Here is a 24,651-nt window from a genome sequence, read left to right as displayed (position 1 = left end):
AGTGTTTGGTGTTCCCACACTCCGTTGTGTTAATGTTTGTTACCAAAACCAACCTGTTGCTTGAAAATACGTAAGCACTTACTTAATTGTGTCAATATGAAAACTCAACTAATAACCATTTTTATGTGCTTTGCTTTGTCAGTCTATGGTCAAGATTTTGACAAGCACAGCGTAGTGGAGCGCCTCGCAGATATTATGTACAACAATTATGTATATCCTGAAAAGGGGGCGGCCATGAAAGACTTGCTCATGAGTAACCTTAACAAAGGAATCTACAGTGAGCTAACCGACCCTAAGGCTCTTTGCCGGGCGCTTGAGGCAGATTTGCGTTCGGTAATGAACGACAAGCACCTACGAGTGGCATATGATCCGACACGGGTAGAAGCCATTCGCAATAGAGACCCTTATGGAGGAAGAAAGCCTTTGGAAAATCATGGTTTTGAAGAGGTAAAGGTGCTTGAAGGAAATATTGGCTACCTGGATCTTCGTGGTTTTACTGATATTCGGTTTGCCGAAGAAGTGGCTCTGCCGGCCATGGCAAAACTCATTGAAGCCGATGCCATCATTTTTGATCTACGCAAGAATGGAGGCGGATCGCCATCTATGATTCGTTTCATTTGCAGCTACCTTTTCAGCGAGGCTACTCATCTCAATACGTTTTATTGGAGGCCTTCCAATACCTTTACCGAAACCTGGTCAGACCCGGGAATGGTTAGCAAAACACGGCCTAATGTTCCTATCTATATACTCACTAGTAGTTATACATTTTCAGCTGCGGAAGAGTTTGCTTATGACCTGAAGCATTTAAAAAGAGCCACTGTTATTGGAGAAGTGACAGGAGGCGGTGCCCATCCGGGAGGTCCAATGGTAATAACGGGTGGGTTTTATGTGAACGTGCCTCAGGGCAGAGCCATAAACCCCGTGACAAAAACAAACTGGGAGGGAACAGGTGTAAAGCCACACATTGAAGTGCCAGCCGATGAAGCCTTGCAAAGAGCTATTGATTTAGCAAGAAAAGCTATTTCTTTGGAAGTTAATAAGTAACCGCTTACATAAATATAGTATATTACTACAAGCGTAATTTTCAAGTTGTTTTCTTAAACAAAAGGTCATGTTAAAAAACTATCTCAAAATAGCCCTAAGAAATCTCCTCAAGAGCAAGGGCACATCGGTCATCAACATAGTGGGGCTATCGGTTGGTATGGCATGTTGCATTATCATTTTTTTGTTTGTGCAGCATGAGCTTAGCTATGATAAGTTCCACTCCAAAGGAGAAAATATTTTTCGTGTACTCACTATAGATGAGGCTCTGGGAGTGAGTAGCAATCTGGTGGGAATTACCCTACCTGCCCTGGGTGAGGCCATGGACGAAAACTTCCCTGAAGTAGTACAAAGAGTTCGGATGATTCCTCAGGGAAGGCAGCTAATTACCTACGAACAGCAAGGGTACTATACTCAAAACTTTGCCTTTGCAGAGCCTTCGCTTTTCACAATGTTCGATTTTAAGCTACTGGATGGTGATGCCGAGAAAGTGCTCACTGAGCCCAGCACAGTGGTTTTTTCTGAGTCTATGGCTAGGAAAACCTTTGGTTCCGAACCGGCCATTGGCAAACGTATAGATGTGGGCAATCAGACCGGGTTGGAGATTGTGGGCATAATGCAAGACGTGCCCAATAACTCTCATCTCGACTTCGATGTAGTGGTTTCCATGCAACAGGCCGATACGACTTCTGGTTTTGCTCAGTTTCTGAGGTCCTGGCAAAGCATTAGTATGGTTACCTATGTAGAGCTGGCCAGTCCGGATTCTGAGAAGACCGTAGAGGCGAAAATGGAAGAACTTATTCGGGCTAACGATGTTGGTGAGAACTTTAAGGTTACCCTCCAGCCTTTAGCCGATGTTCATCTCAAGTCTAGCGGAATTCTCTTCGAAAACTATAACCTCAATAAAACAGACATTAGCTATGTCTATACTTTAGGCGCAGTGGGCCTCTTTGTTATGCTCATAGCCTCCTTTAATTTTATGAATCTTTCTACGGCACGTAGTGCCAATAGGGCACAAGAAGTTGGGGTTCGCAAGGTTTTTGGAGCAATTAGAGGCCAGCTTATAGGTCAGTTTATGATTGAATCCGTTGTGCTTTGTGTACTTTCTTTTCTCATTGCACTGGTGTTGGTTGGTCTGGTAGGAGGGTTTGTCAATCTGCCCATAGAAAGCAATTTAGCCATTCACTTTATAACCACCCCCCAGTGGATACTAGGAGCCCTGTTGTTTGTGTTCGTATTAGGGATTTTTTCCGGCAGCTACCCGGCCTTGCTTCTTTCCGGCTTTCACCCAATAGCTATTTTAAGAGGCTCATTTAAGACAAGTGCCAAAGGAGTAGTGCTACGCAAGTCGCTGGTTATTTTTCAGTTTGCCATTTCCATAGCCATGATTATTGGTACCACCATTGTATATGATCAGTTGCAGCATCAAAGAAATATAGATAAGGGCTTCGACACCGAACAAATTATTACACTAAATGTGGGTCACCCCAGCCTGCAGCAGTCGTTGCCGGTACTCATGAATTCGCTCGAGCAGAGGCCTGAGATTTTGGGAACAGCCCGAACAGGGAATATGCCCGGTAGAACCTTTGGCAGAAATAGTGTAAGACCCGAAGGAGTGCCTCAGGAAGATACCTGGATTATTTCGGTGGTTGGTTTTGATGATAAGTATATGGAGTTAATGGGCATGGAAATAGTAAGTGGCAGAGGATATAACCGAGAGATGCCATCAGACCAACAACAATCCATTCTTATTAATGAAGCCATGGCCAAAGAATTGGCCTGGGACAACCCGGTCGGTAAGAAAATAACGTTTGGCCAAACGGAGAGAACCGTAATCGGAGTCGTCAAAGATTTTCACTTTGCCGGTATGCGGCATAAGATTGAGCCCCTGGCCATGTTCTATAATCCTAACAGTGGAGGCAATCTGGCCATAAAATTCAATGCCAGCCAAACCAGCGATGCTGTAGGGGCCATTCGTTCGGCTTGGGAAGAGGTATTTCCCAACAGCCCTCTCGAATATCAGTTTTTCGATGAAGAATTCGGGCAGCAGTTTGCCTCCGATGAAAAGTTTGGTCGCCTGGTGTTTAGCTTCACCTGGTTGGCCATATTTATTGCCTGTCTTGGCCTTTTTGGTCTTTCGGCCTTTACTGCCGAGCAAAAAACCAAGGAGATTGGAGTTAGAAAAGTACTGGGAGCCAGTGTTGGTGGTATTGTTCTGCTGCTATCCAGACAGTTTTCTCAACTTATTTTAGTAGCCATAGTTCTGGCCATTCCTGTCGCCTATTATTTGATGAACGAGTGGCTCAAAGACTTTGAGTATAGAGTAGACATTCATTGGATGTGGTTTGTGCTCTCGGCAGTAACCGCCCTGCTCATTGCTCTGCTCACAGTTACCTTCCAGTCGGTAAGGGCTGCGACAGTTAACCCCTCTAAATCGCTTCGTTGCCAGTAAGTTTAGAAATTTTAACATCTTAGGAGTTCTCCGCTGAAACTCCTAAGATGTTCAATGGTATTATAATTGTACTACTCCATAAAAATGAATCCTAGTTTTCGGTTGAAATTCATACATTGTACGGAAGCCTTTGGAAACGTTTGAAACCTAACTGCGTTGATATGAAGATGATGAGAAAGATGATGATGTCCGGCCTAATGCTTTTACTGCTCCAGGTGTCATGGGCAAAAATAGACTCCACCAAGTATTTACAACCTACTCAGTCGCACATGAAAGAAGCGAGAATCATAATACAGATTCTCGATTACCTTCACTACCGCGATGTAGACCTTAACGATTCCCTTTCGTCAGTCATTTTTGATAACTATTTGGAGGCTCTCGATGGCAATAAAAATTACTTTCTGGCCAGCGATATTAAATCGTTTGAAAAATACCGGTTTAGCTTGGATGACGACCTGAAAAGAGGAAATCTCGTTCCTGCCTTTTACATATTCAATATATATAAGAATAGGGTTGAGTCAAGACTTAAATATGCCTTGGCCAATACCGGTTATAAGTTCGACTTCTCGAAGAATGAAATTTTTCACTTCGACAGAAGCGATATGCCCTATGCCAAAACGGAGGCCGAGTTAGACGAGCTTTGGAGAAAAACACTTAAAAATCAGGCCCTAAACCTTAAACTTTCGGGTTCTGACAATGCCAAAATTGCCGAAGTACTTAAAACACGCTACGAACGCTTTAAAAGCAATGTAGAAAAGTATAACAGTAATGATGTGTTTGAAATATTCATGAACTCGGTGACCGAGTCGTTCGATCCGCACACCAACTACTATACACCCCTTAATGCCGAAGATTTTGAGATGCAGAGCAAAAAGTCGTTGGAGGGTATTGGAGCCACATTGCAGCAAGATAATGATTACACCAAGATTGTAGAGCTGAGACCAGGAGGCCCTGCGTTTCTAAGTGGCCAGGTCAACAAAGACGATCGTGTGGTTGGCGTGGCCCAGGGTGCCGATGGCGAAATGATTGATGTAATTGGCTGGAGGTCTGATGAAGTGGCCGGTCAGATAAGAGGACCAAAAGGAACCTTGGTTAGACTTGAACTACTTCCGGCCGGAGCCAGCCCCGGAGCCGAAACCAAAGTGGTGAGCCTGGTGAGGGACAAGATAAATCTAGACGATGCCAGGGCCAAAAGCCAGGTAGTTCAACTCACAGAAAACGGAGAAAAATTTACGCTGGGAATTATTACTGTACCAGATTTCTACCTGAATGCCGATGAAATGGCGGATAATCCTGATAACTACACTAGTACCACCAACGATGTAAAGCGCCTCATTAAAGAACTACAAGCGGAGGGAGTAGATGGTGTAATGCTCGATTTGAGAAACAACGGAGGAGGAGCCCTGTTCGAAGCCATAAACCTTTCCGGTCTTTTCATTCCGGAAGGCCCCGTAGTACAGGTTAAATACCCTCAAAACCGTAAAGAGGTAATGGACGATGAAAATCCGGAATTGTTCTATGATGGCCCTCTTAATGTGATGATCAACCGCTTTTCAGCTTCAGCTTCTGAGATTTTTGCAGGAGCCATTCAAGACTATAAGCGAGGTATAATAGTAGGTGAGCAGAGCTATGGAAAAGGAACCGTGCAAAACGTACGCGGTCTCAACGATTTTATTCGTGGAGCTGAAGACGAGGAGCTGGGCCTTATAAAATTCACGATTGCCAAGTTTTATAGGGTTACAGGTAGCAGTACACAGCACAGAGGTGTTACTCCTGATATTGAGTTTCCATCGCTCTACAGTGCTGAAGACTTTGGAGAAAGCTCTCAACCCAGTGCCTTGCCGTGGGATAAAATAGAAGCGGCCAATTACAAGCCCATGAATTATGTAAATGATGCCATGATAGCCGCTCTGAAAAGACAACATCAAAAGAGACTCAAAGAAGAGCAAACCCTGGTCGATCTTCAGTTCGACATTCAGGAGCTTCAAAAGAATAGAAAACGCACTGAAGTATCATTGAATTATGAGGTGCGAAAGAAGGAACAGGAAGATCTGGATAAACGCAGAGCTTCCCAGGTAAAGATTGGTGCTTCTCTTACCGAGCTGGAGGCCAACAAGGTAAAAGATCGTTCGTTGGACGATATCAAAGACCCCTATCTGAAAGAGAGCATAAGACTTTTAGCCGACCAAATTCAGGCGGCCAAACGCAAAGGATAAACAATTTCCAACCACTTAAATAAAGCGCCTGAAGGGCGCTTTTTTTGTTTATAGCAAGAAGGAACCGTTTGCATTAATTTTTTTTATAAAATTTTATTTTACATTCCAGTCGGGGGACATTGGAAATTAATTGTTATTTCAATGTCTAATTATTTAAAATTCTGTAATCTTGTAGGTTATGGAACAACGCCTCAGGGCATTTTTTTCTAGAGTGTTCTGATGCCTTTACCATTTATGTAAACTAACCACTGAATTATGAAGAGAAAACTACTGATGTTTTTTGCTCTCGTGTTTATAGCCTCCGGGCTTTGGGCACAGAGTAGGGCGATCACCGGAAAGGTGACCGATGAAACGGGGGAAGGGTTACCTGGCGTAACCATTCAAATCAAGGGAACGTCCCAAGGGGTATTTACTGATGCCGATGGGCAATACCGTATAACAGTTCCAAGTGCAGAGTCAATTCTTGTCTACAGCTTTGTGGGCTTTGTTACTCAAGAAAGCCAAGTGGGAAACAGAACCAACATTAACATACAGCTAATGCCAAGTGTAACATCTGCCGGTGAGCTGGTTGTAGTGGGTTATGGTTCGCAAATTAAGCAAGACCTTACGGGTAACATTGTATCTCTAAAGGCCGAGCAAATTGAAAACACACCAGTACCCAACTTTCAACAGGCCATTCAGGGCCGTACCGCAGGCGTTTTTATTGAAAGCGAAAACGGTAAAGTAGGCCAGGGCATTAAGATGAGAATTCGTGGGGCTACCTCCATTACAGGTTCGAACGAGCCGCTATATGTAATTGACGGTGTGCCAGTAACTACCCAGAGCCAATCCTCATCTTCTTCTCAAACCAGCCCGCTGGCCGATATCAACTTCAATGATATCGAGTCTCTTGAAATCCTGAAAGATGCTTCTGCAGCAGCAATTTATGGTTCCAGAGGTGCCAATGGAGTAGTAATTATTACAACCAAAAAAGGTAAGGCCGGAAATACAAGAGTGAACCTCAATATTCAACAAGGGTTTAGCCGCCCCACCGGTAAAAAGGACTGGCTCAATGCTGAAGAGTATATTGAGCTATTCACCGAGGCAGCATATAATTCTGATTTGTTGGAAGGCTTCGACCCGATTAATAATCCGGCTGATTATCCCGGATCATGGTTGCAATTTGCCGAAGGTAGATTCGACCGCTATTCCGGTTGGTCTGACTGGAGAAACAATGAAACCGATACAGATTGGCAAGACCTTGCCTTCCAGGATGCTACTAGCACGCTCATCGATGTGTCGGCTAGTGGAGGATCAGACAAAACCTCATTCTATATTAGCGGAAGCTACTCAGATCAGGATGGTATTCTTATAGGAAACAACTTCCAGAGAACCTCTGGCCGAATTAACCTGGACCATCAGGCTACCGATAAGCTTAAGTTTGGTATGAACTTGTCTTTGGCCAGAACCATTAACGACAGGGTTGCCGATGACAACGCTTTTGCCACTCCGCTTCAGTTGGTTGCTTTGGCACCAATTACTCCTGTAAGAGACCTCAATGGTCAATTATACGACAGGCCAACCACAACCTATTACAATGGGTTAATTGAGAACGAAGACGCTGAGTTTATTACCACTGTTTTCAGAAACATCGGTGCCGTGTATGCCACATACAATGTAATGCCGGGTCTTAAGGTGACTGCCGAATATGGCATTGACCTCCTGGATCAAAACGAAGATAGATTCTGGGGAAAAAGAACATTTACCGGCCAATCGGTAGATGGTCAAGGCTTCTCTCGTTGGGTGCGAGTGCTCAACAATACCTCTAAGGTTTATGCCAATTTTGATAAATCTTTGAGTAATGGCCACGACCTAAGTGTAACAGCAGGTTCGGAGTATCAGTATTCAAGTACCGATGTGACCAGCGTAACCGGAACAGGTTTTGCCGTAGACGATCTGAAAAAAGTGGCTAGTGCGGCCGAAATTACAGGCGGTACTTCAACACTAACTCAGTTCTCATTCCTCTCTTATTTTGCCAGAGTAAACTATAAAATCAACAATAAATACCTCTTCTCAGTAAGTGGTCGTGTTGATGGTTCTTCGCGATTTGGTGAGAACGAGAGATACGGTTTCTTCCCTGCAGCCTCGGCCGGATGGATACTCTCTGAAGAGTCTTTCTTAAGTGATGTTTCAGCCGTTAGTTTCATGAAATTGAGAGCCAGTTATGGGGCTACAGGTAATGCCGGTATCGGTAACTTTGGTCACTTGGGTCTTTATGGAGGATCGGCCTATGCAGGCGATTCAGGCTTGCAGCCTACTCAAATCCCTAACCCTGACCTTACCTGGGAAACTACCAAACAATTCAACGTAGGTATCGACTTCGGTTTGTTCGAAGATAGAATCTCGGGAGAGATTGATTACTACGTGAAGAACACAGAAGACCTTCTGTTGAACGTACCGGTTCCTGGTACTTCAGGTTTCAATAGCCAGTTGCAGAACATTGGTGAAATGGAAAACAAAGGTTTCGAGTTTGTATTGAACACCTCCAATGTGAGAACAACTGACTTTGAGTGGAATACCAGCTTCAACATTGCCCGAAACAGAAACAGAGTAAAAGCACTCGATGGAGATCAGGAACTGATTGACTCAGGTAGCTCAAGATGGTTGAACGTTGTAAAGGTTGGTGAGTCAATTGGTGTGTTCTATGGAAGAGAGTTTGCCGGTGCTGACCCAGACAATGGAGATGCTCTTTGGTATCTCAATACCCCGGGTTCTGAAAGAGAAACAACCAACGACTTCAACGCTGCAGCACGTGTTGTTTTGGGAGATCCTAACCCAGACTGGATTGGTGGTTTAACCAACAACTTCCGCTTCAAAGACTTCGATCTGAGCATTTTGCTTCAGTTTGTAACCGGAAACCAGATATATAATGGTGGTGGAGGGTTCCAGTCTGCTAATGGAGACTGGTTCGATAACCAAACCAGAGATCAGCTGAACAGATGGCAACAGCCGGGAGACATCACCATGGTACCACAAGCCAGATTGGCCTATGGTAATGGTGTACAGGCCTCAAGCCGTTATTTGGAAGACGGTGATTATCTCCGCCTGAAAAACGTGACACTTGGTTACAATGTGCCTTCAAGCGTGTTGGAGAAAGCTAACCTCAGAAGCTTGAGAATTTACATGACAGGAATCAACCTGGCTACATTTACCAACTATTCCGGTTGGGATCCAGAGGTAAACACAGATTACAGATCTAGTAACATCAACCAGGGTAATGATTTCTACTCTGCGCCTCAGGCTAAGACACTTACTTTCGGTCTTAATGTTGGATTCTAAGATGATGGACGTAAAGAGAAACAAAATGAAAAAGACAGTTATACATAAATTTTTAGCACTGGTAATTGCTATTGGCCTGGCCTCGTGCGATGACAAACTTGATTTGTCTCCTGCACAGAGTATAGATGAAGGACAGGCACTTACCACTGATAGCAACGTGAAATCCGTGCTCGTGGGTGCATACAACGACCTGGGTAACGGAAGTTTGTTTGGTGGCAATATTCTGAGAGATTCAGAATTGCTAGCGGCCAATGGAGAGATTAGATGGGCCGGTACTTTTAACGGACCAAGAGAAATCTTTAACAAGTCTATGACCGTGAATAATGCCGATGTTACAGGTGAGTGGCTTCAGGCTTACAGCGCCATTAACATCGCCAACAACGTGTTATCGGCTATTGATGTGGTAAATGCTGCCGATAGAGACAGAGTTCGGGGAGAGGCTCTCTTTATCAGAGGAGTGCTATACTTTGAACTAGTGAAGTTTTATGCACAGCCTTACTCGGCCGGTAATGTGAACAGCAACCTTGGTGTTCCGCTGGTTTTAGAGCCAACAAGGGCCATCAGTGAAGATAGCCAGGTACCTAGAAACACGGTTCAGGAGGTGTACAATCAGGTAATAAGTGACCTTACAACGGCCGAAAGCCTGTTGCCTTCTTCTAATGGCATTTACGCTACCGATGCTGCGGCTGCAGCCATACTTTCGAGAGTATATCTTCAAATGGGAGATTATGCGAATGCAAGAGATGCTGCGCATAGAGTAATAACCAGCGGTAACTACTCGCTCACCAACACCTATGCGGGTGCATTTAACAATGACAATAACTCCAGCGAAGATATTTTTGCTATTCAAGTGAATAATCAGGATGGGGTGAACAGTATGAATACATTCTTCTCTATTCCTTCTTTTGGTGGTAGAGATGGTGATGTAGATATACTACAGGCCCACTTAGACTTGTACGATCCGCTAGATGATCGCCTTGACTTATTCTATATGGGTAACGGAGCCATGCGAAGTGGTAAGTGGAACAACCAGTTTGGTAATGTAACCATGGTAAGATTGGCAGAAATGTACCTAACCCGTGCAGAAGCGAACTTCAGAGAAGGTACCAATGTAGGTGCAACTCCATTGGCTGATATTAACAGAATCAGAAACAGAGTAAACCTGCCTAGTTTGTTGGTAGTTACTTTGCCAGATATTCTGTTGGAAAGAAAGCTGGAATTGGCTCATGAAGGACAGGCTATTCACGACTTGAAAAGACTACAAGGAACAGCCGATGGCTTTGCCTATAACGCTCCTGAAATGGTATACCCGATACCACAGCGAGAGATGGATGCAAACCCTAGTCTTGTGCAGAACACCGGTTATGGCAACTAGAATTGAGTCTTAAAACTTTAGATATAAAAAAAGGAGGGTGTATTAACACCCTCCTTTTTTATCACTTCTTTACAATAATAACTATTGCAACCGGCTCAAATCGGCCTCTGCTGCTATATAGCCAAACGCAGCCCAGCTTGTACCATTAACAACGTCTTTAAAAATGCGCTTAGCAGTAGCAGTATCACCTTCATAAAGATACCAATTGGCAACACCGTACCCTTGAGTAGCCAGACTCAAAGCCACATCGGCATTGTCTGTTTTAAATAGTTCTTCTGTCTTTAGCTCTCCTTTGTACATGAGCAGCCTTTTCATATAGCTGTCATTTTCGATAATCTCCCAATCGCTGTTCAGCGAATTCAAAAGGGTATTGGCTTCTTCTGTTTTACCCTGTCTTCTCAAGGTCATGTAAAGCCAATCCATAGTAGCCACTTTCAGGTCAGGATTATCGGAGTATTCCATACACTCTTTATAAATAGGCTCTGCTTTATCGAACTCACCTTTTAAATAGTGGGCCAGGCCATAGTGATATAAAATATTGAACTGTGTATTAGAAAGCGGGATGTTGAGCGCATTAGGTGCCCCATCGGGTTCCGTTTCCATGGTGTCTTTGGGCATAAGTTCATAAGCCTTGGCAAAATCACTAATGGCTTTGTCGAACTCACGAAGACTCACATACCGGTGGCCACGATGACGATACATTTTATAAGAGGAAGGAAAAGCTTCGATACCCTCACTAAACACTTCTATGGCTTTTCTATAGTCCGACAGGTAGGCATATCTTCGGCCAAGCCAAATGGTATTCATTTCCGTTGGATTTGCAAGGTAGTTGGCCTTGGCTTCATCTAAATTGGCCATGAGCCGGGCTTCTGCTTCTACAGACCTTTCAGGAATTTTGAGAGAGTCTCCCAATAATGATAGAGCCTGAAAGTGTTCGGGAGTGTAAACCTCCGGCTTGGATTGTTTACAGGATGCCAGACAAAAAAAGGCTGATACGATCAGCCCTGTAGAAATATATTTTTTCATCTATTTGTGAGTAAGTTTAAAGGTCATTCCATTCTTTTTTTCATCTACCATGCGTTTTACATCTTCCAGAAGTTGCTTGGCATCGTATATAATTCCGTCTTTAATGGTGTATTTAACTCCACCGGCTCTTTCAACCTCATTGTTATCATTTAACCTAATAAAGCCTGTTCCATAGAGCATCTTCAGGTTTTCGAGTGGGTTTTCTTCCAGAATCACAAAGTCGGCATACTTTCCAATTTCTACTGAACCCAGCATATCGTCTGCGCCTAAGGCTTCGGCTCCATTAAGTGTGGCCGACATGATTACTTCAAGAGGATGAAAACCTGCTTCTCTCAGGAGCTCTAATTCGCGAATGAAGCCAAAGCCATAGAGTTGGTAAATGAACCCTGAGTCTGATCCGGCTGTAACCCTTCCACCTCGATTTTTATATTCGTTCACAAAGGTCATCCAAAGCCTGTAATTTTCTTTCCAGGCCACTTCCTGTTCCGTACCCCATGAGAACCAGTAAGAACCATGCGACCTGCGGCTGGGGCGGTAGAAATCCCACAACGAAGGTAAAGTGTAGGTCTGGTGCCACTCGGCCGTATATGCCCTCATGAGATCACGGCTGGCTTCATATATGTTGAATGTAGGATCCAGAGTAAAGTCCAAAGCAATAAGTTCATTCATTACCTCATTCCATTTTTCAGAATACGGGGGAGCGGCTTGTTTCCATAGCCTGCCCGCTTCTCCAAAACGATCTTGCTCGTTTCGGTAGTTATAATCCAGGCTGTAATTCTGAATTTTCCTATCCGTAAACATCGCTTCGGGCAGTCCATACCAATGTTCCATAGAGGTAAGTCCGGCCCTGGCAGAATTAAGGACATTCCAACGCACTACATCCATTTGCGCATGATGCATGGCCGACCGAAGCCCAAGTTTCTTATTTTCTTCCAATGCCGCCTGCATAATGTCTGGAGCAGCACCAAAGAATTTAATGCCATCAGCTCCGTTGGCAGCGTTTTGCCGCACCCACTCTCTGGCTTGCTGGGGGGTCGATATAGGTTCTTTTGCTCCCTGGCCAAAGCCCGTATAGGCAAAAATGCGAGGAGCGGTTATTTCATTGTTGGCGCTTTTCTTTTTGTGCTCCAGCACCCAATCTAATCCGTTTCCTGCAGAAGGGTCTCGAATGGTTGTAATGCCATGAGCGAGCCATAGCTTAAATACATATTCGGCTGGTGTTCCCTGTCCGGTGCCACCAATATGTCCGTGCATATCAATAAGCCCTGGAAGAAGGTACATGCCTTCGGCATCCAGTTCTTTATCGCCCGGAGCTGCTTTAGGACGACCACGCTCATTGATGGGCAGACCAGGGTAACCTACATTGTAAATACCCTTGATTATGTTCTTCTCCACTACTATATCTACCGGTCCCGTGGGAGGAGCTCCGTTGCCATTGATCAGTGTTACACCCCTAATGATAAGTTTGTTGAATGGGCCTTCTCCTTCCGCTCTGGGAGGGGCTTTCTCAATCTGGGAGAAAAGCGGTTGCGCAATAAAGAGGGCAAAAACCAGAAAGGTGAGCCCATAGGTAAGTTTCTTCATAAAATAAAAGGTTGACGATTTCAATTTATTGATTTCGCCAACCTTTAACAATACTGTTTATTTAAGCTGAGTATCAGCTCGATCCCTTCTTTTTAATTCGGGTTAAGTTTAGGTCTATGGATTGACCTCCCTGAGACCATTTTCCAACAAACTTGTCGTCCTTCAACTCGCCTTCATACTGGCCTCCATACTGTTGAATCGTCATTTTAATTTTATTATTGGCAAAGACTACCTCATCCATTTTAAGTCCGTAGGTATCCTGATCGGGGCTATCCATAGTAGCACTAAGCTTTCCTTCGCTATTGACAATATGGAAGACTATCTTGAGGCTTACACCAGGTGCTGTGATATTTCCTTCCCAATTTCCGGCTGCTTTGTTCAATTCGTTGCTCTGCGGCAAAACCATCAGAAATCCGAAAAGCATAGACATTAAAACTTTCATAAGCTCTTTCTTTAATGTTCGATATTACGAAAATTGTACCAAAGCCAAGGGGTAAATAAGGCTAGAGGAATCTGAGTGACCTGAACGCAACTTAAAGCTGACTATAGTGCAATGCCTTTTGTTTTAATTACCTTCTTAAAAAAGCCTTGTACCTTTCTAATATAAGAAGTGTAATTTCATATTCGGTTTTACCAATGATTTGCCCATCCAGAAAATTGCAAAACTCCATAAACTCGTCAATTACACGGTCGTCTATGCGTGTTACTCGTTTTACAAGTTCTTTATTGAAGTATTTTTCTCTTTCGGCTGCTCTTTGTTTCCTAAAGGCATCGGCCTTGCTAAACTCGTTGAGAATCTGTTTTTGTTTAAGTGTTTTGTCAAAACTGTTGAGAAAACCGGTAATAATAACTCCTGCTTCACCAGTGGTGAGAGGTAGTGTTTGAGGGCGGCTCCAGTCTCTTGGTACAGCGGGTAGACTCACTCCAATGTCTAAAGTGTCGCGTTTTGGGCGCTTTAGGTAGAAATGATCGCTTAGCTCAAAAATTTCTAGAGAGTCAAGATCATACACTGCCGGGTTGAGTTTGAATATACTTACCTCAGAAAAATTGGTGTTTGAAGAGTCGAGGCCAATAGTGAGAGTTTCATAGCCTATTGAAGATATTTGAAGGGTATCTCCCAGCGAGAGATTTAGTCTAAAAGTACCCTTGCCTGTGGCTCCCATTCCCTGCTGCTTATTCTTGATGAGAATACTGGCGTATGGCACAGGGAAACCAGTTTTAGAATCTAAAACTACACCGCTCAAGGGTTGGCTCTCCTGTGCTTGTAATAACAGGGTTGTGGCCAACATGACAATTAGGGAGTAGCAGGTTCTCATAGCATGAACAATACCACAAGTTGTATAATTGACCTGTTCCTGAAAAACTATTAACCGTTTTTAACCCTGTGATTCGACTTGTCCAGAATTTTGTAGAAGACCACCGATAACCACAAGGCAGCCACAAGAAGTGCAAAATAGTAGAGATAATTTAGGTCTATGTTTATTCTGGGTAGTTGAATTGTATTGAACGAAAAGCTACCTTCTCCTAGCTGGTAATTAACACCGCCAACTGTAATGATGAGTACAACTGGCACAACAATAAATAGGGCAAAGAGAACCTTAACCCACATAGGCGTACGAATGGATCGGGCGCGCTCATAGACCTGCACTTGCTCCAATACTTTACGGTTAAAGCTCAGTGAAGGCTCTTCTAACCCTTCGCTTCTAAGAAGTTGCTTTAGCTGCTCATCTGAAAGTTCGAACTTACTCATAATAATGACCTAACCTCTGTATCTAATAGCTTTTCGAGTTGAGCAAGTAGCCTTTTTCTTGCTCTGTGCAATCTAACTTTAACGTTGGATAATTCCCAGCCTGTGATTTCGCAAATCTCTACCAGTGAATTTTCATTAAGGTAAAACAAGGTGATCACCACCTGATCCTCTTCAACCAGTCGGTGTAGCGCTTGCTGAATGTAGCTGCTTCTTTCATCTTTTCGTAAGGTATTCCAGGAAGCAGATGATTCACTGGCTTCAACCGAATTTTCTACGGTATGCGAGTCTAACTCTTGTATGCTGATCTGTTTTTTGCGCAGCCTTGTAAGAGCAGTGTTGTATACTATGGTATATAACCAGGTAGAAAACTTAGATTTTCCTTCGAACTGGGATATGTTCTTATATGCTTTGACAAATGCGTCTTGAGTTACTTCCTCAGCATCTTCCCGGTTTTTCAAAAGCTTTATAGCTAAAGTAAAAGCCATTGCCTTGTGCTCATCAATGAGTGCATTGAATGCAACCATATCGCCCTGTTTTACCCTAGCGATGATTAGTTCCATTGCGTATAATTCATTGTGGCTTTTCACTTTGCTGCGTTTGACTACATTTGAAAGAATAAGGTTACAGGCCTAGTAGATTTTTAGGGTTTCTTTAAAAAGCTTGCCTGACACAGTTGGGTAAATAAGCCCTGGGATAGCAGGGGGGCATTACGATTTAAAAAAGAAAACACCATAAGGTTTGCAGGCAGAACAAGTGAAAGTTACGAATTATTTCATGAGCAGAAATACCGGTCCAAACTGTAACCTACTCAGCGGAAGCGGCATCAAAGCTGGCAGAACGAAAAATAACAATTATGGAAGCAAGTACAGTGTTTGCGGTATTTCTGATACTAACCATCGGTGGGGCAGTGGCTCTAATCTACTACTACTATCACACCCGGCATAAGGAGAGAGTACTACTTATAGAAAAGGGGGCAGATGCCAAGCTGTTTAACATTGAACCCAGAAAGAAAAACTACTTCTTTATAGTAGTGTTGGGTATTGTGTGTATATGTATAGCCTTGGGTATTATGTTAGGTTTTGGCCTCGAAGCCCTGATGAACGATTTAGGATGGATGGATAAAAGGGGAGATAATCCCGGACCATACTTTGTAAGTTTGTTTTTAATGCTTGGGTCAGGATTTCTATTTTCTTATTTTCTCAATAAGAAAATAAATCAAGGTTAGTTGGGGCCGATTTGGATAACGGTCTTCTTAACTTAGGTCTTGCCTGGTTTAAGAAGACTGTTTGCTTTCTAATTGCTTATTTCCAAATAAGGCCGTACAAAGAAACCTGAAATACATTGTAGCAGTATCTTCCCTGGCTTGGTAGGTTACCCGGCCCAGCCTTCTCTGTCGAGGCTGCGGTATTGAATGGCTTCTGCCAAATGTTCAATACCAATGCTTTCTTTTCCGTCAAGGTCGGCAATAGTGCGGCTCACTTTCAATATTCTATCGTAAGCTCTTGCCGAAAGGCCTAGTCTTTCCATAGCTGTTTTGAGTAGGGTTTTTCCAGCCTCATTAATTTGGCAGACTTCTTTAACCATCTGGCTGCCCATCATGGCATTGGAGTGAATACCCAGGGTTTTGAACCGCTCACGTTGTATGTCTCTGGCGGCAATCACACGTTCTCGAATCTCTTCGCTACTTTCTGATTTCCGATTTTGGGTCATCTGATCGAAAGAGACAGGAGTTACTTCAACATGGAGATCTATGCGATCCAATAATGGGCCGCTTACTTTATTGAGGTAGCGCTGTACCTGGCCAGAACCACAAACACACTCTTTTTCCGGATGGTTATAGTAGCCACAAGGGCAAGGGTTCATACTGGCTATGAGCATGAAATTGGCAGGAAAGTCAACTGACAGCTTGGCCCGGCTAATGGTTACTCTTCGCTCTTCCAAGGGCTGACGCATTACTTCCAAAACCGTACGTTTAAACTCAGGAAGTTCGTCCAGAAATAGCACCCCGTTGTGTGCCAACGATATTTCTCCTGGCTGAGGTACTCCACCGCCACCCACCAGAGCCACATCAGAAACCGTATGGTGAGGGCTTCTGAAAGGGCGTTGAGTGATTAGCTGAGCATTCGATCCTAATTTTCCGGCCACGCTATGGATTTTGGTGGTTTCCAGTGCCTCTTGAAGATTTAAGGGAGGTAGAATGGAAGGCAATCGCTTGGCAAGCATGGTTTTACCGGCTCCAGGAGGGCCAATCATTATTACATTATGACCCCCGGCAGCGGCAATTTCCAAGGCTCTCTTTATGTTTTCTTGCCCCTGCACATGAGCAAAGTCTGCTTCATAGTCGTTAAGCTGATTAAAAAAGTGCTCGCGTGTATCGTAAATAATGGGGGCTATGGGCCGCGATCCGTCCAGAAACTCTATGGCTTCTACAAGATTGTGGACACCTATCACATCCAAGTTATTAACTATAGCTGCTTCGTTGGCGTTTTCTTGAGGAAGAATAAAGCCCTTAAAGCCTTGTTTACGTGCCTCAATGGCTATAGGAAGGGCTCCTTTGATGGGGCGTAGAGTACCATCGAGGGCGAGTTCTCCCATAACCACATACTTTTCCAGATCATCGGCTACAATTTGTCCTGACGATTTAAGGACCCCTAGGGCTATGGGTAAATCGTAAGACGAGCCTTCTTTACGAATGTCGGCAGGAGCCATGTTTACCACCACCTTTTTGCGAGGCATGCGGTAGTCAAAGTATTTAAATACGGATTCTATACGGTGTTCACTTTCTTTAACCGCACTATCTGGTAAACCCGATAAAAAGAATTTAGTGCCATCAACTATATTAACTTCGATGGTAATGATTTGCGCATCGACCCCGAAAACGGCACTTCCATATCCTTTAGATAACTCCAACGGTGTGTTTTTCTATTAACTGAATGATTATGTGTATTACCTTAATGTGTACTTCTTGTATTCTATCGGCATAGCCAAAATGCGGAACCCGTATTTCCACATCGGCCAGTTCAGCCAGTTCGCCTCCATTTTTGCCTGTTAGGGCTACAATTTTCATTTTCTTTTGTTTGGCCATGGCGGCAGCCCGTAAAATATTATTGGAGTTGCCGCTGGTGCTTATGGCTAAGAGTACATCGCCCGGTTTGCCCAGGCCTTCTATATAGCGCGAGAAAATTGCGTCATAGCCAAAATCATTAGAAACGCATGATATGTGGCTGGGGTCTGAAATGGCAATGGCCGGAAGGGCCTTGCGGTCTTCCCGATACCGTCCGGTAAGCTCTTCGGCAAAATGCATGGCATCGCAGTGAGAGCCTCCGTTTCCACAGCTAAATATTTTTCCTTCTTCCAATACAGCATCGGCCATGAGTTGTGCGGCCGTTTCTATAGCCTCAATGTTGGTTGAGTTAGAAAGAAACTGGTCCAGCACTTTGGCGGCTTCCTTTAACTCATTAACAATAAGTTCCTGATTCTCCATTTCGTGTAAGGTTCTCTAATATAGTTTAATTGGCCAATAATAAGCCAATAAATGCTTGAATTAATCTAAACTGACTGCATGTTGATCAGCTTATGATAAATGCCCTTTAAAGCAATAAGTTCCTGATGGGTTCCTTGTTCTACAATACGGCCTTTATCCATTACCACTATTTTATCGGCATGTTGAATGGTGCTTAGCCTGTGAGCAATTACCAAAGACGTTCGGTTTTTCATGAGGTTGGTTAGTGCCTCTTGTACCAGCTTTTCCGATTCAGTATCGAGTGCTGAAGTAGCTTCGTCCAAAATTAGAATGGGCGGATTTTTCATAATGGCCCGGGCAATGCTAATGCGTTGCCTTTGGCCTCCTGAAAGCTTACCACCTCGTTCACCAATGCTGGTTTGGTAACCTTCGTCCAATTCCGTAATGAATTGATGGGCATTGGCAATTTTAGCGGCCTGCACAATATCTTCTTCGCGAGCATTGGGCTTGGCAAAAGCTATGTTTTTGGCCACTGAGTCGTTGAAGAGTATAGACTCCTGGGTAACAATACCCATTAGGTCTCTCAGCGAGTTAATATTTATTTCACTTACCGGCACACCATCTATGGTAATTTGCCCATCGGTTGGGTCGTAGAACCGCGGTACCAAATCGGCTAGCGTAGATTTTCCGGCTCCAGAAGAGCCCACCAGTGCCACAGTTTCCCCTTTTTTAATGGTTAGGTTGATGTTCTTAAGTACAGGCTCCTTTTCATAGGTGAAGCTCACATTGTCAAACCTGATTTCCTGGTTGAAGCTGTTGAGGATTTTGGCTTGCGGATGGTTCTGAATCTTTGGTTTTTCATCGATAAGCCTAAAAATCCTTTCTGCCGAAGCAAGGCCTCTTTGAATATTGCTTATGCTTTGAGAAATGCTTTTGGCCGGGTTAAGAATTTGGCTAAAGACTATAATATAGGTAAGGAGTTGCTCTGGCTCAAGATCGCTTTTTTCACTGAGCACGAGGTTACCGCCTACTACCAGCAAAGTAGCTACTACAATAATGCCCAAAAACTGTGATATGGGAGAGGCCAATTCGTTTTTGCGTGCCATAGACATGCTAATGCGCTTGTATTGGTGTGTTTCTTTATTAAAAAGGTCATTCACATAAGCCTTGGCATTAAAGGCTTTGATAACCCGCATGCCTCCAAAAACCTCATCCATTAGATTCACAATTCGGGCCAGAGACTCCTGGCTCATAATGGCTTTCTTTTTGAGTTTTTTTACTATTTCCGAGATCACAAAACCCATTACCGGAAAAAAGACCAGTGTGAACAGAGTAAGCTTTACAGAGGTGACAAATAAGAAGATGAGATAGACGATAATGGTGGCTGGCTCTCTAAAAAATACTTTAATGGAGCTCACCAGAGTGACTTCAATTTCCTGCACATCGTTGGTCATGCGCGACATTATGTCTCCCTTTCGTTCACCGGCAAAAAAGCCCATGTGCAAACCGGAAGTGTTCAGAAATACCTTGTCTCTAATTTTTTGGATGACCTCTGCCCTGAGGTAGCCCATAATTACATTGGAAAGGTATGTGAAGAGGTTGGACAGAAAAGCAGAGATGCCAATAACAATACTCACATAAATGAGCATACTACTTTTACCATAAGCTTCTCTCACTTCCAGAAGCTTATGGTAGAAAAGGCTTTTAACATAATTTATGCTTACCTCAAACTCTCCGACCGTTGCCAAAGCCTGCATTGCTTCTGCCCCTTTGGTATCGAAGATTACAATAAACAGCGGCTCCAGAAGAGCCAGGTTAGTAAGACTGAAAATAATAGCCAAAAGAGCCAGTACCACATACTGCGGAAAGTACCGATGGTAGGGTTTGGCAAATGAAATAATGCGTCCGTATGTACTCATGCGCTAATTGGTGGGCAAGTTAGGCAATAAATGACATTCTCAGAACTCATGTTCTCTTTGAGGCAGGTTCCAGCGCAAAGAAAGCAAGCTTATGAAGCTACTGGATGAGCGTGAGGCCAGGTCGCTGGTCTTGTTGCGGTAAATGGTTTTTAAGTCAACAAATACATTATGCAATAGCATGTAGCTTCCGGTGAGGTCTATGTAGGTTTGGTTAGTACCAATACCCTGGCCAATACGAATGTTGTTGTTTCCAATACGATCGTCCGTGTCGGCCAATACGTTTCCTCCATAGTTCATGCCATTTCCGTCTTCGCCATATTGGCTGTAAATGAGTTTTCCACTCACGTACAACCGGGGCAGGGGTTGATATCTACCCGCCAAAATAATCTCCTTAAAATTGGCTCCCAGGGGGTGTGCCAATGGGTTGCGATAGTTCGAGTAGCTGAGTGCCGGGCGCTCGTAGGCGTAGAAATAAGGGCGAGCTACGTTGTACTCTGCTTGCAGGTCCAGGTTACTAATGTTGAACGCATCGATGTATTTAGCTCCCAACTGAATACCAAATTTGTTTCGCCAGCTACCATCGCCAGAACGTAGTTCACTGATTACAAATTCATCGAGAATGAACTGCCCATAGAGTTGATATTGCCCCTTTAGGTTCAGTTTAAAATCCAGACCTACCAAAGAGTTATCAGGGCTACCTTGCTGTTGTTCTATATAGCGATAAAAAATTACCGGATTGAAGTAGTTAATATTGGCACTGTCGGCCATAATAGTTTCAAACACACCAATCTCCAGGTTGGGCAATAGGTTTACATCGAGCCTGTGTGAAGCCATGAATTTTTTTGGGTAGCTACCGTCTCCGGGGTTTGCGTTGGCAAAAACAATATCTTCTGTGAGTTCAGCGAAAAGGTTGGTGTACCTAACAGGCCCCAGGCGGGTTGTTATTTTACCAAAGAGGAAAGGGCTAGAAAAATCGGACAATACCATAGACCGAATGCCATTGCCGATAAACTGTTTGTCGTAGCCGGCCTGCAAGTGAATACTCTTAGTCAGGTTAAAGTTGAGGTATCCTCTACCATGAAAAAAATCCCAGGTTCGGGTATTGCCTTCTCCATCTTTCCAAAAACCCTCGTTGGGAAAAGCCCTATTCCCCCTTATATAATCGTAGACATAGTCCGGAAAGCGAGCCTGGGTTGTAGTGAGCATGGTGTAAAAGCTTAGCCGCCCGTCAATATCGCCCTGTACCTCAATACCACGAGTGTTTGTAAAGAGTGTCTGGTCTTCTTCAGAATCCTTGCCCAGGCCAAAGGTAAGAGCGGGGTTAATACGAAGAGTAAAGTCCTGACTCTTTAATACATACAGGTCGGATTTTCGTTCATAGGCCAGGTTCCACCAATGCTTATCGTTTTCATTGTACTCAGAAGCCGTAAGACTCCAGTTGTCGTTCATTAAAAATTCGTAGTTGAACCGGTCTTGCAAAGACATTTCTTCCACATTTGGGCTAATGTTTTTTAGAAATGTGGCCAGTTCTGCTCTGCGAATGGGCTTAAAGCTTGTTTGCAACAGATTGCCCTTTTCAGCATACTTAATTTGAAACCGGTCAATCAGGTGGTAATAATCGCGGTTGTAGGGAATATAATTGTTCTGAGCCCAAAGGGTAGTGCCCAAAAAAAGGAATAGTGCTGAAAGAAGAGTTTTTTTCATATCGTAAAATCGATGCGAAGTTAGGTGTATAGCCAATCGAAACAGCACAAAAATGGTAATTCGTCCACTATTCTGGCCTGCGACTGCTATTCAACCTAAATATAAGATATATACCAAAGCGGAGTGCTTTGAATGAATAAAGCTCTCAATTAAGGCTGTGTTTCAAGAAGCGCTCTTTCTTTTTCCAGAATTTGGATCAGAAGATCAACCTCTCTTCGGTGAGTTCGGAACGAGAGAATGGAAGCTCTGAGATAAACATGGCCGTTCAGGCTGGTTGAGGAAACAAAAATACGACCGTCTTTGTGAATGGCCTTCACCAGAGCAGTGTTACAGGCATTGGCATTTTGCTCATTGGGAACATGCCTGAAAATGACGGTGGTAAGGGTTGGGTAAGGACCTACCTCAAAACCAAGGTCTTTTAGCCGAGCGTGAAGGTAACGTGCCAAATCCAGCTTTTCTTCAAGGCAGCTACGAAAAGGGGCTGTACCATGCAGCTTTAGGGGTAGCCACATTCGCATACCTCTAAAGTGCTTGCTCAATTCTGGTGAGAGTTCTGCCGGAGAAGTTTCTTCATGATAATCCTTGGTGTCTTGCATGTAATTGGCCTCGTAGCGGTTGGCTTGAGCAAGGTGTCGCTGTTCTTTAACCAATACAATTCCAGAACCATATGGAAGGAATAGTCCCTTATGTGGGTCGAGAATAACCGAATCGGCTTTTTCTATACCCTTCATAATTTGCCTGCCGTAGTCGGTGAGCATAAAGAAGCCACCATAAGCCGCATCTACATGAAACCACAGGCTGTATTTGCGAGCTATGTGGGCAATGTCGTCTAGTGGGTCTACGGTACCAATATCGGTGGAACCGGCATTGGCAATAATTAAAAATGGCTTCAGCCCGTTGGTTATATCTTCTTGAATTTGTGCCTCAAGAGCCTGCGGTACCATTTTATATTGGAGGTCTTGCTCAACAAAACGAAGTACACATTCCTCTAAGCCGCAAAGTCTAATGGCTTTTTGCAGGCTGTGATGAGCCTGCTGGGTGGTGTAAATAACCGACTGATCTACCTGTCGGCTTTTAATGTTTTGAGCCTCTCGGGCGGTAGAAACGGCAATAAGGTTGGCCATGCTTCCGCCAGAAGTCAGGTTACCTGCAAAGCTGTCCGTATAGCCAATTAATCTTGCAGCCCAGCGAATTAGGGCGTTTTCCATGCGCACAGCTCCGGGCGATGCAAAAAATACTCCCGCATAGCGGTTGGTTACTGCCGCCAGATAATCTCCCAAGGCCGATTCGTAAATACCTCCCCCCGGAATGTAACCCATATGGCCCCCGGAGGCAGTGTTAATACCGGGAACATCGAGGCGTTGAGCCAAAAAAGGCAAAATATCTTCTATAGAATATCTGGCCTGATCTATTTCAAAGAAGTCGTCCGTTCCCTTACGCTCGTGAGCAGAGTGCTCGTAGGCCTTACGTTCTTGAAGCGTGTTTAGAAAAACCTCTCCATAATTGACTATGGCACTCAATAGTTCTGACCTGCTTGTAGAATCAGTCTCCAGCAGGTGAAGTGAGGGTTGGGCTTCTATGTCAAAAGTGTCAGTCCGACCGTGCTCCATGGGTGAGTTGGTGCTATTTCTTAATTCTTATTTTCCCTTTCATGATGACATGAAGAGTGCAAAAGTAGTCTTCATCGCCTTTTACAACTGTTTTCCAGCTTTCATCTTTTTTAAGAATCCCGGAAGTCCACCGCTTAGCTTTCTCTTCAGTAACATCATGTTGAACATAATCTCTGTTAATAAAGGTAACAGTATCTCCTTTATTAACCTCAATATAATCAGGTATGAATTTGAGTTGTTTTATTTCAACGGTATGATTTTGAGGAGTTTGTCCCTTTTTTAGGGAGGCCTGTGGCCAAAGGCTACAATAGCTAATTAAGGCAATAGCTGCCAGGCTGAACAAAGTTTTCATGCAAATATGAGTTTATGATTAAGAAAGAAAAGAGGGGCTCTCAGCTATGATAAGCGGACGCGGTTCGTTGACACTTTTCTCAATGAACAACTACTTGATGAGTAGTTGGTTGGGAGCTGAACCGGGCCTTGGAAATCAATGGGCTGAGAAGCCCCAGCAGTTAGTAGTGGGTCTTAAATAGACTTTTGTACCATTTCGGCATGCTTTAAGTGCCCCTCCAGGGCAGGAACTATGCCCTCAAGAAAAGAGCGAAGCTCATCGTTGCTTGCCTGAGCGGCTAGTAGGTTTTTGAGGGCATCAATAACAATTTTGTGATAGGCCACTTCATTATCGATGTAGGCTTTGTCGAAGGCTTTTCCGCTTTTGGTCATCAGCATTTCGCGGGTTTGTTTGGCTCCTTCAAGCAGAGACTGGCTTACTGCATTGTCTTGAGGGCTTACCCCTAATCGAGTAACCAGCTTTTCGGCCTGTTCAATGAAGGCCTTATGGTCTCGAACCATAGTTTCAGCAAAGTTCACTATGGCTTTATTTCTGGATCTGGATTTGGCTATTTCTGCATAGCTAATGTCAATTTGGTTAGCCACAACGCCCACATGGGCTATTTCAGTGTCGTTTAGCTTTGGTGTTTCCTGTGCCTTCAGGCCAAAACCAATGCAGAGAAAAATGGCTATGGCCAGCAGTCTTGTTTGTGATCTGAGAAGTGTTTTCATAATGGTCTGTTCTGTTATTATAAGTGACCATTGGATACAGAAAGTAGGTTTTGGTTACAGCATTGAATGGCAAAAGTGTTGGATGGCCGACTTTGTGCAACTGTAATACAGCGTGGCCTTAAAGCCAAAAG

19 protein-coding genes are annotated in these 24,651 nt (G+C 43.9%); 6 read left to right on the top strand and 13 right to left on the bottom strand.

The genetic code is table 11. The features are described from left to right. The first annotated feature begins 96 nt into the window (after positions 1-96). The 5 genes from B3O12_RS10725 to B3O12_RS10705 all read left to right on the top strand — a co-directional run bounded on the left by B3O12_RS10725 (position 97) and on the right by B3O12_RS10705 (position 10,402). A complete protein-coding gene (locus B3O12_RS10725) occupies positions 97-1,044 on the top strand; it encodes a S41 family peptidase (RefSeq protein ID WP_286756286.1) in 948 nt (315 codons plus the stop codon). 67 nt (positions 1,045-1,111) lie between these two features. Continuing rightward, a complete protein-coding gene (locus tag B3O12_RS10720; protein WP_286756285.1) occupies positions 1,112-3,493 on the top strand; it encodes an ABC transporter permease in 2,382 nt (793 codons plus the stop codon). Positions 3,494-3,654: 161 nt separating this feature from the next. Next, positions 3,655-5,709: a carboxy terminal-processing peptidase gene (locus tag B3O12_RS10715; RefSeq protein ID WP_286756284.1), complete on the top strand. Its 2,055-nt coding sequence runs from the start codon at positions 3,655-3,657 to the stop codon at positions 5,707-5,709. 255 nt (positions 5,710-5,964) lie between these two features. After that, positions 5,965-9,027 (top strand): SusC/RagA family TonB-linked outer membrane protein, encoded by a 3,063-nt coding sequence (locus B3O12_RS10710; protein WP_189628505.1) that lies wholly within the window; start codon positions 5,965-5,967, stop codon positions 9,025-9,027. Positions 9,028-9,052: 25 nt separating this feature from the next. Continuing rightward, entirely contained in the window at positions 9,053-10,402 is a 1,350-nt protein-coding gene (locus B3O12_RS10705) for a RagB/SusD family nutrient uptake outer membrane protein (RefSeq protein ID WP_189628504.1), read from the top strand. Between the two features lie 81 nt (positions 10,403-10,483). Here B3O12_RS10705 and B3O12_RS10700 read toward each other — a convergent pair whose 3' ends face one another. The 6 genes from B3O12_RS10700 to B3O12_RS10675 all read right to left on the bottom strand — a co-directional run bounded on the left by B3O12_RS10700 (position 10,484) and on the right by B3O12_RS10675 (position 15,322). Continuing rightward, positions 10,484-11,428: a tetratricopeptide repeat protein gene (locus B3O12_RS10700; RefSeq protein ID WP_189628503.1), complete on the bottom strand. Its 945-nt coding sequence runs from the start codon at positions 11,426-11,428 to the stop codon at positions 10,484-10,486. After that, positions 11,429-13,012, bottom strand: coding sequence for an amidohydrolase family protein (locus tag B3O12_RS10695; protein ID WP_189628502.1), 1,584 nt, complete (start codon positions 13,010-13,012; stop codon positions 11,429-11,431). A gap of 73 nt (positions 13,013-13,085) precedes the next feature. Then, a complete protein-coding gene (locus tag B3O12_RS10690; protein WP_286756283.1) occupies positions 13,086-13,454 on the bottom strand; it encodes a hypothetical protein in 369 nt (122 codons plus the stop codon). A gap of 127 nt (positions 13,455-13,581) precedes the next feature. Next, positions 13,582-14,328 carry a carboxypeptidase-like regulatory domain-containing protein gene (locus tag B3O12_RS10685; protein WP_286756282.1) on the bottom strand — a complete coding sequence of 249 codons (747 nt, stop codon included), beginning with the start codon at positions 14,326-14,328 and terminating at the stop codon, positions 13,582-13,584. A gap of 50 nt (positions 14,329-14,378) precedes the next feature. After that, complete coding sequence (locus B3O12_RS10680; protein WP_189628499.1) at positions 14,379-14,762, bottom strand: hypothetical protein; 384 nt, start codon at positions 14,760-14,762, stop codon at positions 14,379-14,381. Beyond that, positions 14,759-15,322 carry an RNA polymerase sigma factor gene (locus tag B3O12_RS10675; protein WP_286744245.1) on the bottom strand — a complete coding sequence of 188 codons (564 nt, stop codon included), beginning with the start codon at positions 15,320-15,322 and terminating at the stop codon, positions 14,759-14,761. The genes B3O12_RS10680 and B3O12_RS10675 overlap by 4 nt, the downstream gene beginning before the upstream one ends. A 293-nt stretch (positions 15,323-15,615) precedes the next feature. Between B3O12_RS10675 and B3O12_RS10670 the strand changes: the two genes are divergently transcribed. After that, a complete protein-coding gene (locus B3O12_RS10670; RefSeq protein ID WP_189628497.1) occupies positions 15,616-15,987 on the top strand; it encodes a DUF6249 domain-containing protein in 372 nt (123 codons plus the stop codon). A 146-nt stretch (positions 15,988-16,133) separates the two neighbouring features. Here B3O12_RS10670 and B3O12_RS10665 read toward each other — a convergent pair whose 3' ends face one another. The 7 genes from B3O12_RS10665 to B3O12_RS10635 form a co-directional block, all read right to left on the bottom strand. Further along, the gene (locus B3O12_RS10665) at positions 16,134-17,672 is read right to left on the bottom strand and encodes a YifB family Mg chelatase-like AAA ATPase (RefSeq protein WP_286756281.1); all 1,539 of its coding nucleotides are present in this window, start codon (positions 17,670-17,672) and stop codon (positions 16,134-16,136) included. Further along, entirely contained in the window at positions 17,659-18,246 is a 588-nt protein-coding gene (lpcA, locus tag B3O12_RS10660) for a D-sedoheptulose 7-phosphate isomerase (RefSeq protein ID WP_286756280.1), read from the bottom strand. Before lpcA ends, B3O12_RS10665 begins: the two co-directional genes overlap by 14 nt. 65 nt (positions 18,247-18,311) lie before the next feature. After that, positions 18,312-20,144: an ABC transporter ATP-binding protein gene (locus tag B3O12_RS10655; RefSeq protein WP_189628494.1), complete on the bottom strand. Its 1,833-nt coding sequence runs from the start codon at positions 20,142-20,144 to the stop codon at positions 18,312-18,314. Positions 20,145-20,183: 39 nt separating this feature from the next. Next, positions 20,184-21,848, bottom strand: a complete 1,665-nt coding sequence (locus tag B3O12_RS10650; protein WP_286756279.1) for a hypothetical protein — start codon at positions 21,846-21,848, stop codon at positions 20,184-20,186. A gap of 149 nt (positions 21,849-21,997) precedes the next feature. Then, the gene (locus tag B3O12_RS10645) at positions 21,998-23,458 is read right to left on the bottom strand and encodes a pyridoxal phosphate-dependent decarboxylase family protein (RefSeq protein WP_286756278.1); all 1,461 of its coding nucleotides are present in this window, start codon (positions 23,456-23,458) and stop codon (positions 21,998-22,000) included. Between the two features lie 13 nt (positions 23,459-23,471). After that, the gene (locus B3O12_RS10640) at positions 23,472-23,810 is read right to left on the bottom strand and encodes a plastocyanin/azurin family copper-binding protein (RefSeq protein WP_189628491.1); all 339 of its coding nucleotides are present in this window, start codon (positions 23,808-23,810) and stop codon (positions 23,472-23,474) included. Between the two features lie 173 nt (positions 23,811-23,983). Then, positions 23,984-24,520, bottom strand: coding sequence for a DUF4142 domain-containing protein (locus B3O12_RS10635; RefSeq protein WP_189628490.1), 537 nt, complete (start codon positions 24,518-24,520; stop codon positions 23,984-23,986). Between the last annotated feature and the right edge of the window lie 131 nt (positions 24,521-24,651).

It is taken from the genome of Roseivirga sp. UBA838, assembly GCF_002296035.1.
GTDB classification, from domain to species: Bacteria; Bacteroidota; Bacteroidia; order Cytophagales; family Cyclobacteriaceae; genus Roseivirga; species Roseivirga thermotolerans.
The sequence above is the reverse complement of the archived record's forward strand: the minus strand, read 5'-3'. Positions and strand labels throughout refer to the sequence as shown.

Bases quoted from the DNA above. Each gene is read 5' to 3' on its own strand.
- B3O12_RS10700 (WP_189628503.1), bottom strand. From the start codon at position 11,428: ATGAAAAAATATATTTCTACAGGGCTGATCGTATCAGCCTTTTTTTGT.
- B3O12_RS10670 (WP_189628497.1), top strand. From the start codon at position 15,616: ATGGAAGCAAGTACAGTGTTTGCGGTATTTCTGATACTAACCATCGGT.
- B3O12_RS10675 (WP_286744245.1), bottom strand. From the start codon at position 15,322: ATGGAACTAATCATCGCTAGGGTAAAACAGGGCGATATGGTTGCATTC.
- B3O12_RS10685 (WP_286756282.1), bottom strand. From the start codon at position 14,328: ATGAGAACCTGCTACTCCCTAATTGTCATGTTGGCCACAACCCTGTTA.
- B3O12_RS10680 (WP_189628499.1), bottom strand. From the start codon at position 14,762: ATGAGTAAGTTCGAACTTTCAGATGAGCAGCTAAAGCAACTTCTTAGA.
- B3O12_RS10650 (WP_286756279.1), bottom strand. From the start codon at position 21,848: ATGAAAAAAACTCTTCTTTCAGCACTATTCCTTTTTTTGGGCACTACC.
- B3O12_RS10655 (WP_189628494.1), bottom strand. From the start codon at position 20,144: ATGAGTACATACGGACGCATTATTTCATTTGCCAAACCCTACCATCGG.
- lpcA (WP_286756280.1), bottom strand. From the start codon at position 18,246: ATGGAGAATCAGGAACTTATTGTTAATGAGTTAAAGGAAGCCGCCAAA.
- B3O12_RS10690 (WP_286756283.1), bottom strand. From the start codon at position 13,454: ATGAAAGTTTTAATGTCTATGCTTTTCGGATTTCTGATGGTTTTGCCG.
- B3O12_RS10645 (WP_286756278.1), bottom strand. From the start codon at position 23,458: ATGGAGCACGGTCGGACTGACACTTTTGACATAGAAGCCCAACCCTCA.
- B3O12_RS10705 (WP_189628504.1), top strand. From the start codon at position 9,053: ATGAAAAAGACAGTTATACATAAATTTTTAGCACTGGTAATTGCTATT.
- B3O12_RS10720 (WP_286756285.1), top strand. From the start codon at position 1,112: ATGTTAAAAAACTATCTCAAAATAGCCCTAAGAAATCTCCTCAAGAGC.
- B3O12_RS10715 (WP_286756284.1), top strand. From the start codon at position 3,655: ATGAAGATGATGAGAAAGATGATGATGTCCGGCCTAATGCTTTTACTG.
- B3O12_RS10635 (WP_189628490.1), bottom strand. From the start codon at position 24,520: ATGAAAACACTTCTCAGATCACAAACAAGACTGCTGGCCATAGCCATT.
- B3O12_RS10725 (WP_286756286.1), top strand. From the start codon at position 97: ATGAAAACTCAACTAATAACCATTTTTATGTGCTTTGCTTTGTCAGTC.
- B3O12_RS10695 (WP_189628502.1), bottom strand. From the start codon at position 13,012: ATGAAGAAACTTACCTATGGGCTCACCTTTCTGGTTTTTGCCCTCTTT.
- B3O12_RS10640 (WP_189628491.1), bottom strand. From the start codon at position 23,810: ATGAAAACTTTGTTCAGCCTGGCAGCTATTGCCTTAATTAGCTATTGT.
- B3O12_RS10710 (WP_189628505.1), top strand. From the start codon at position 5,965: ATGAAGAGAAAACTACTGATGTTTTTTGCTCTCGTGTTTATAGCCTCC.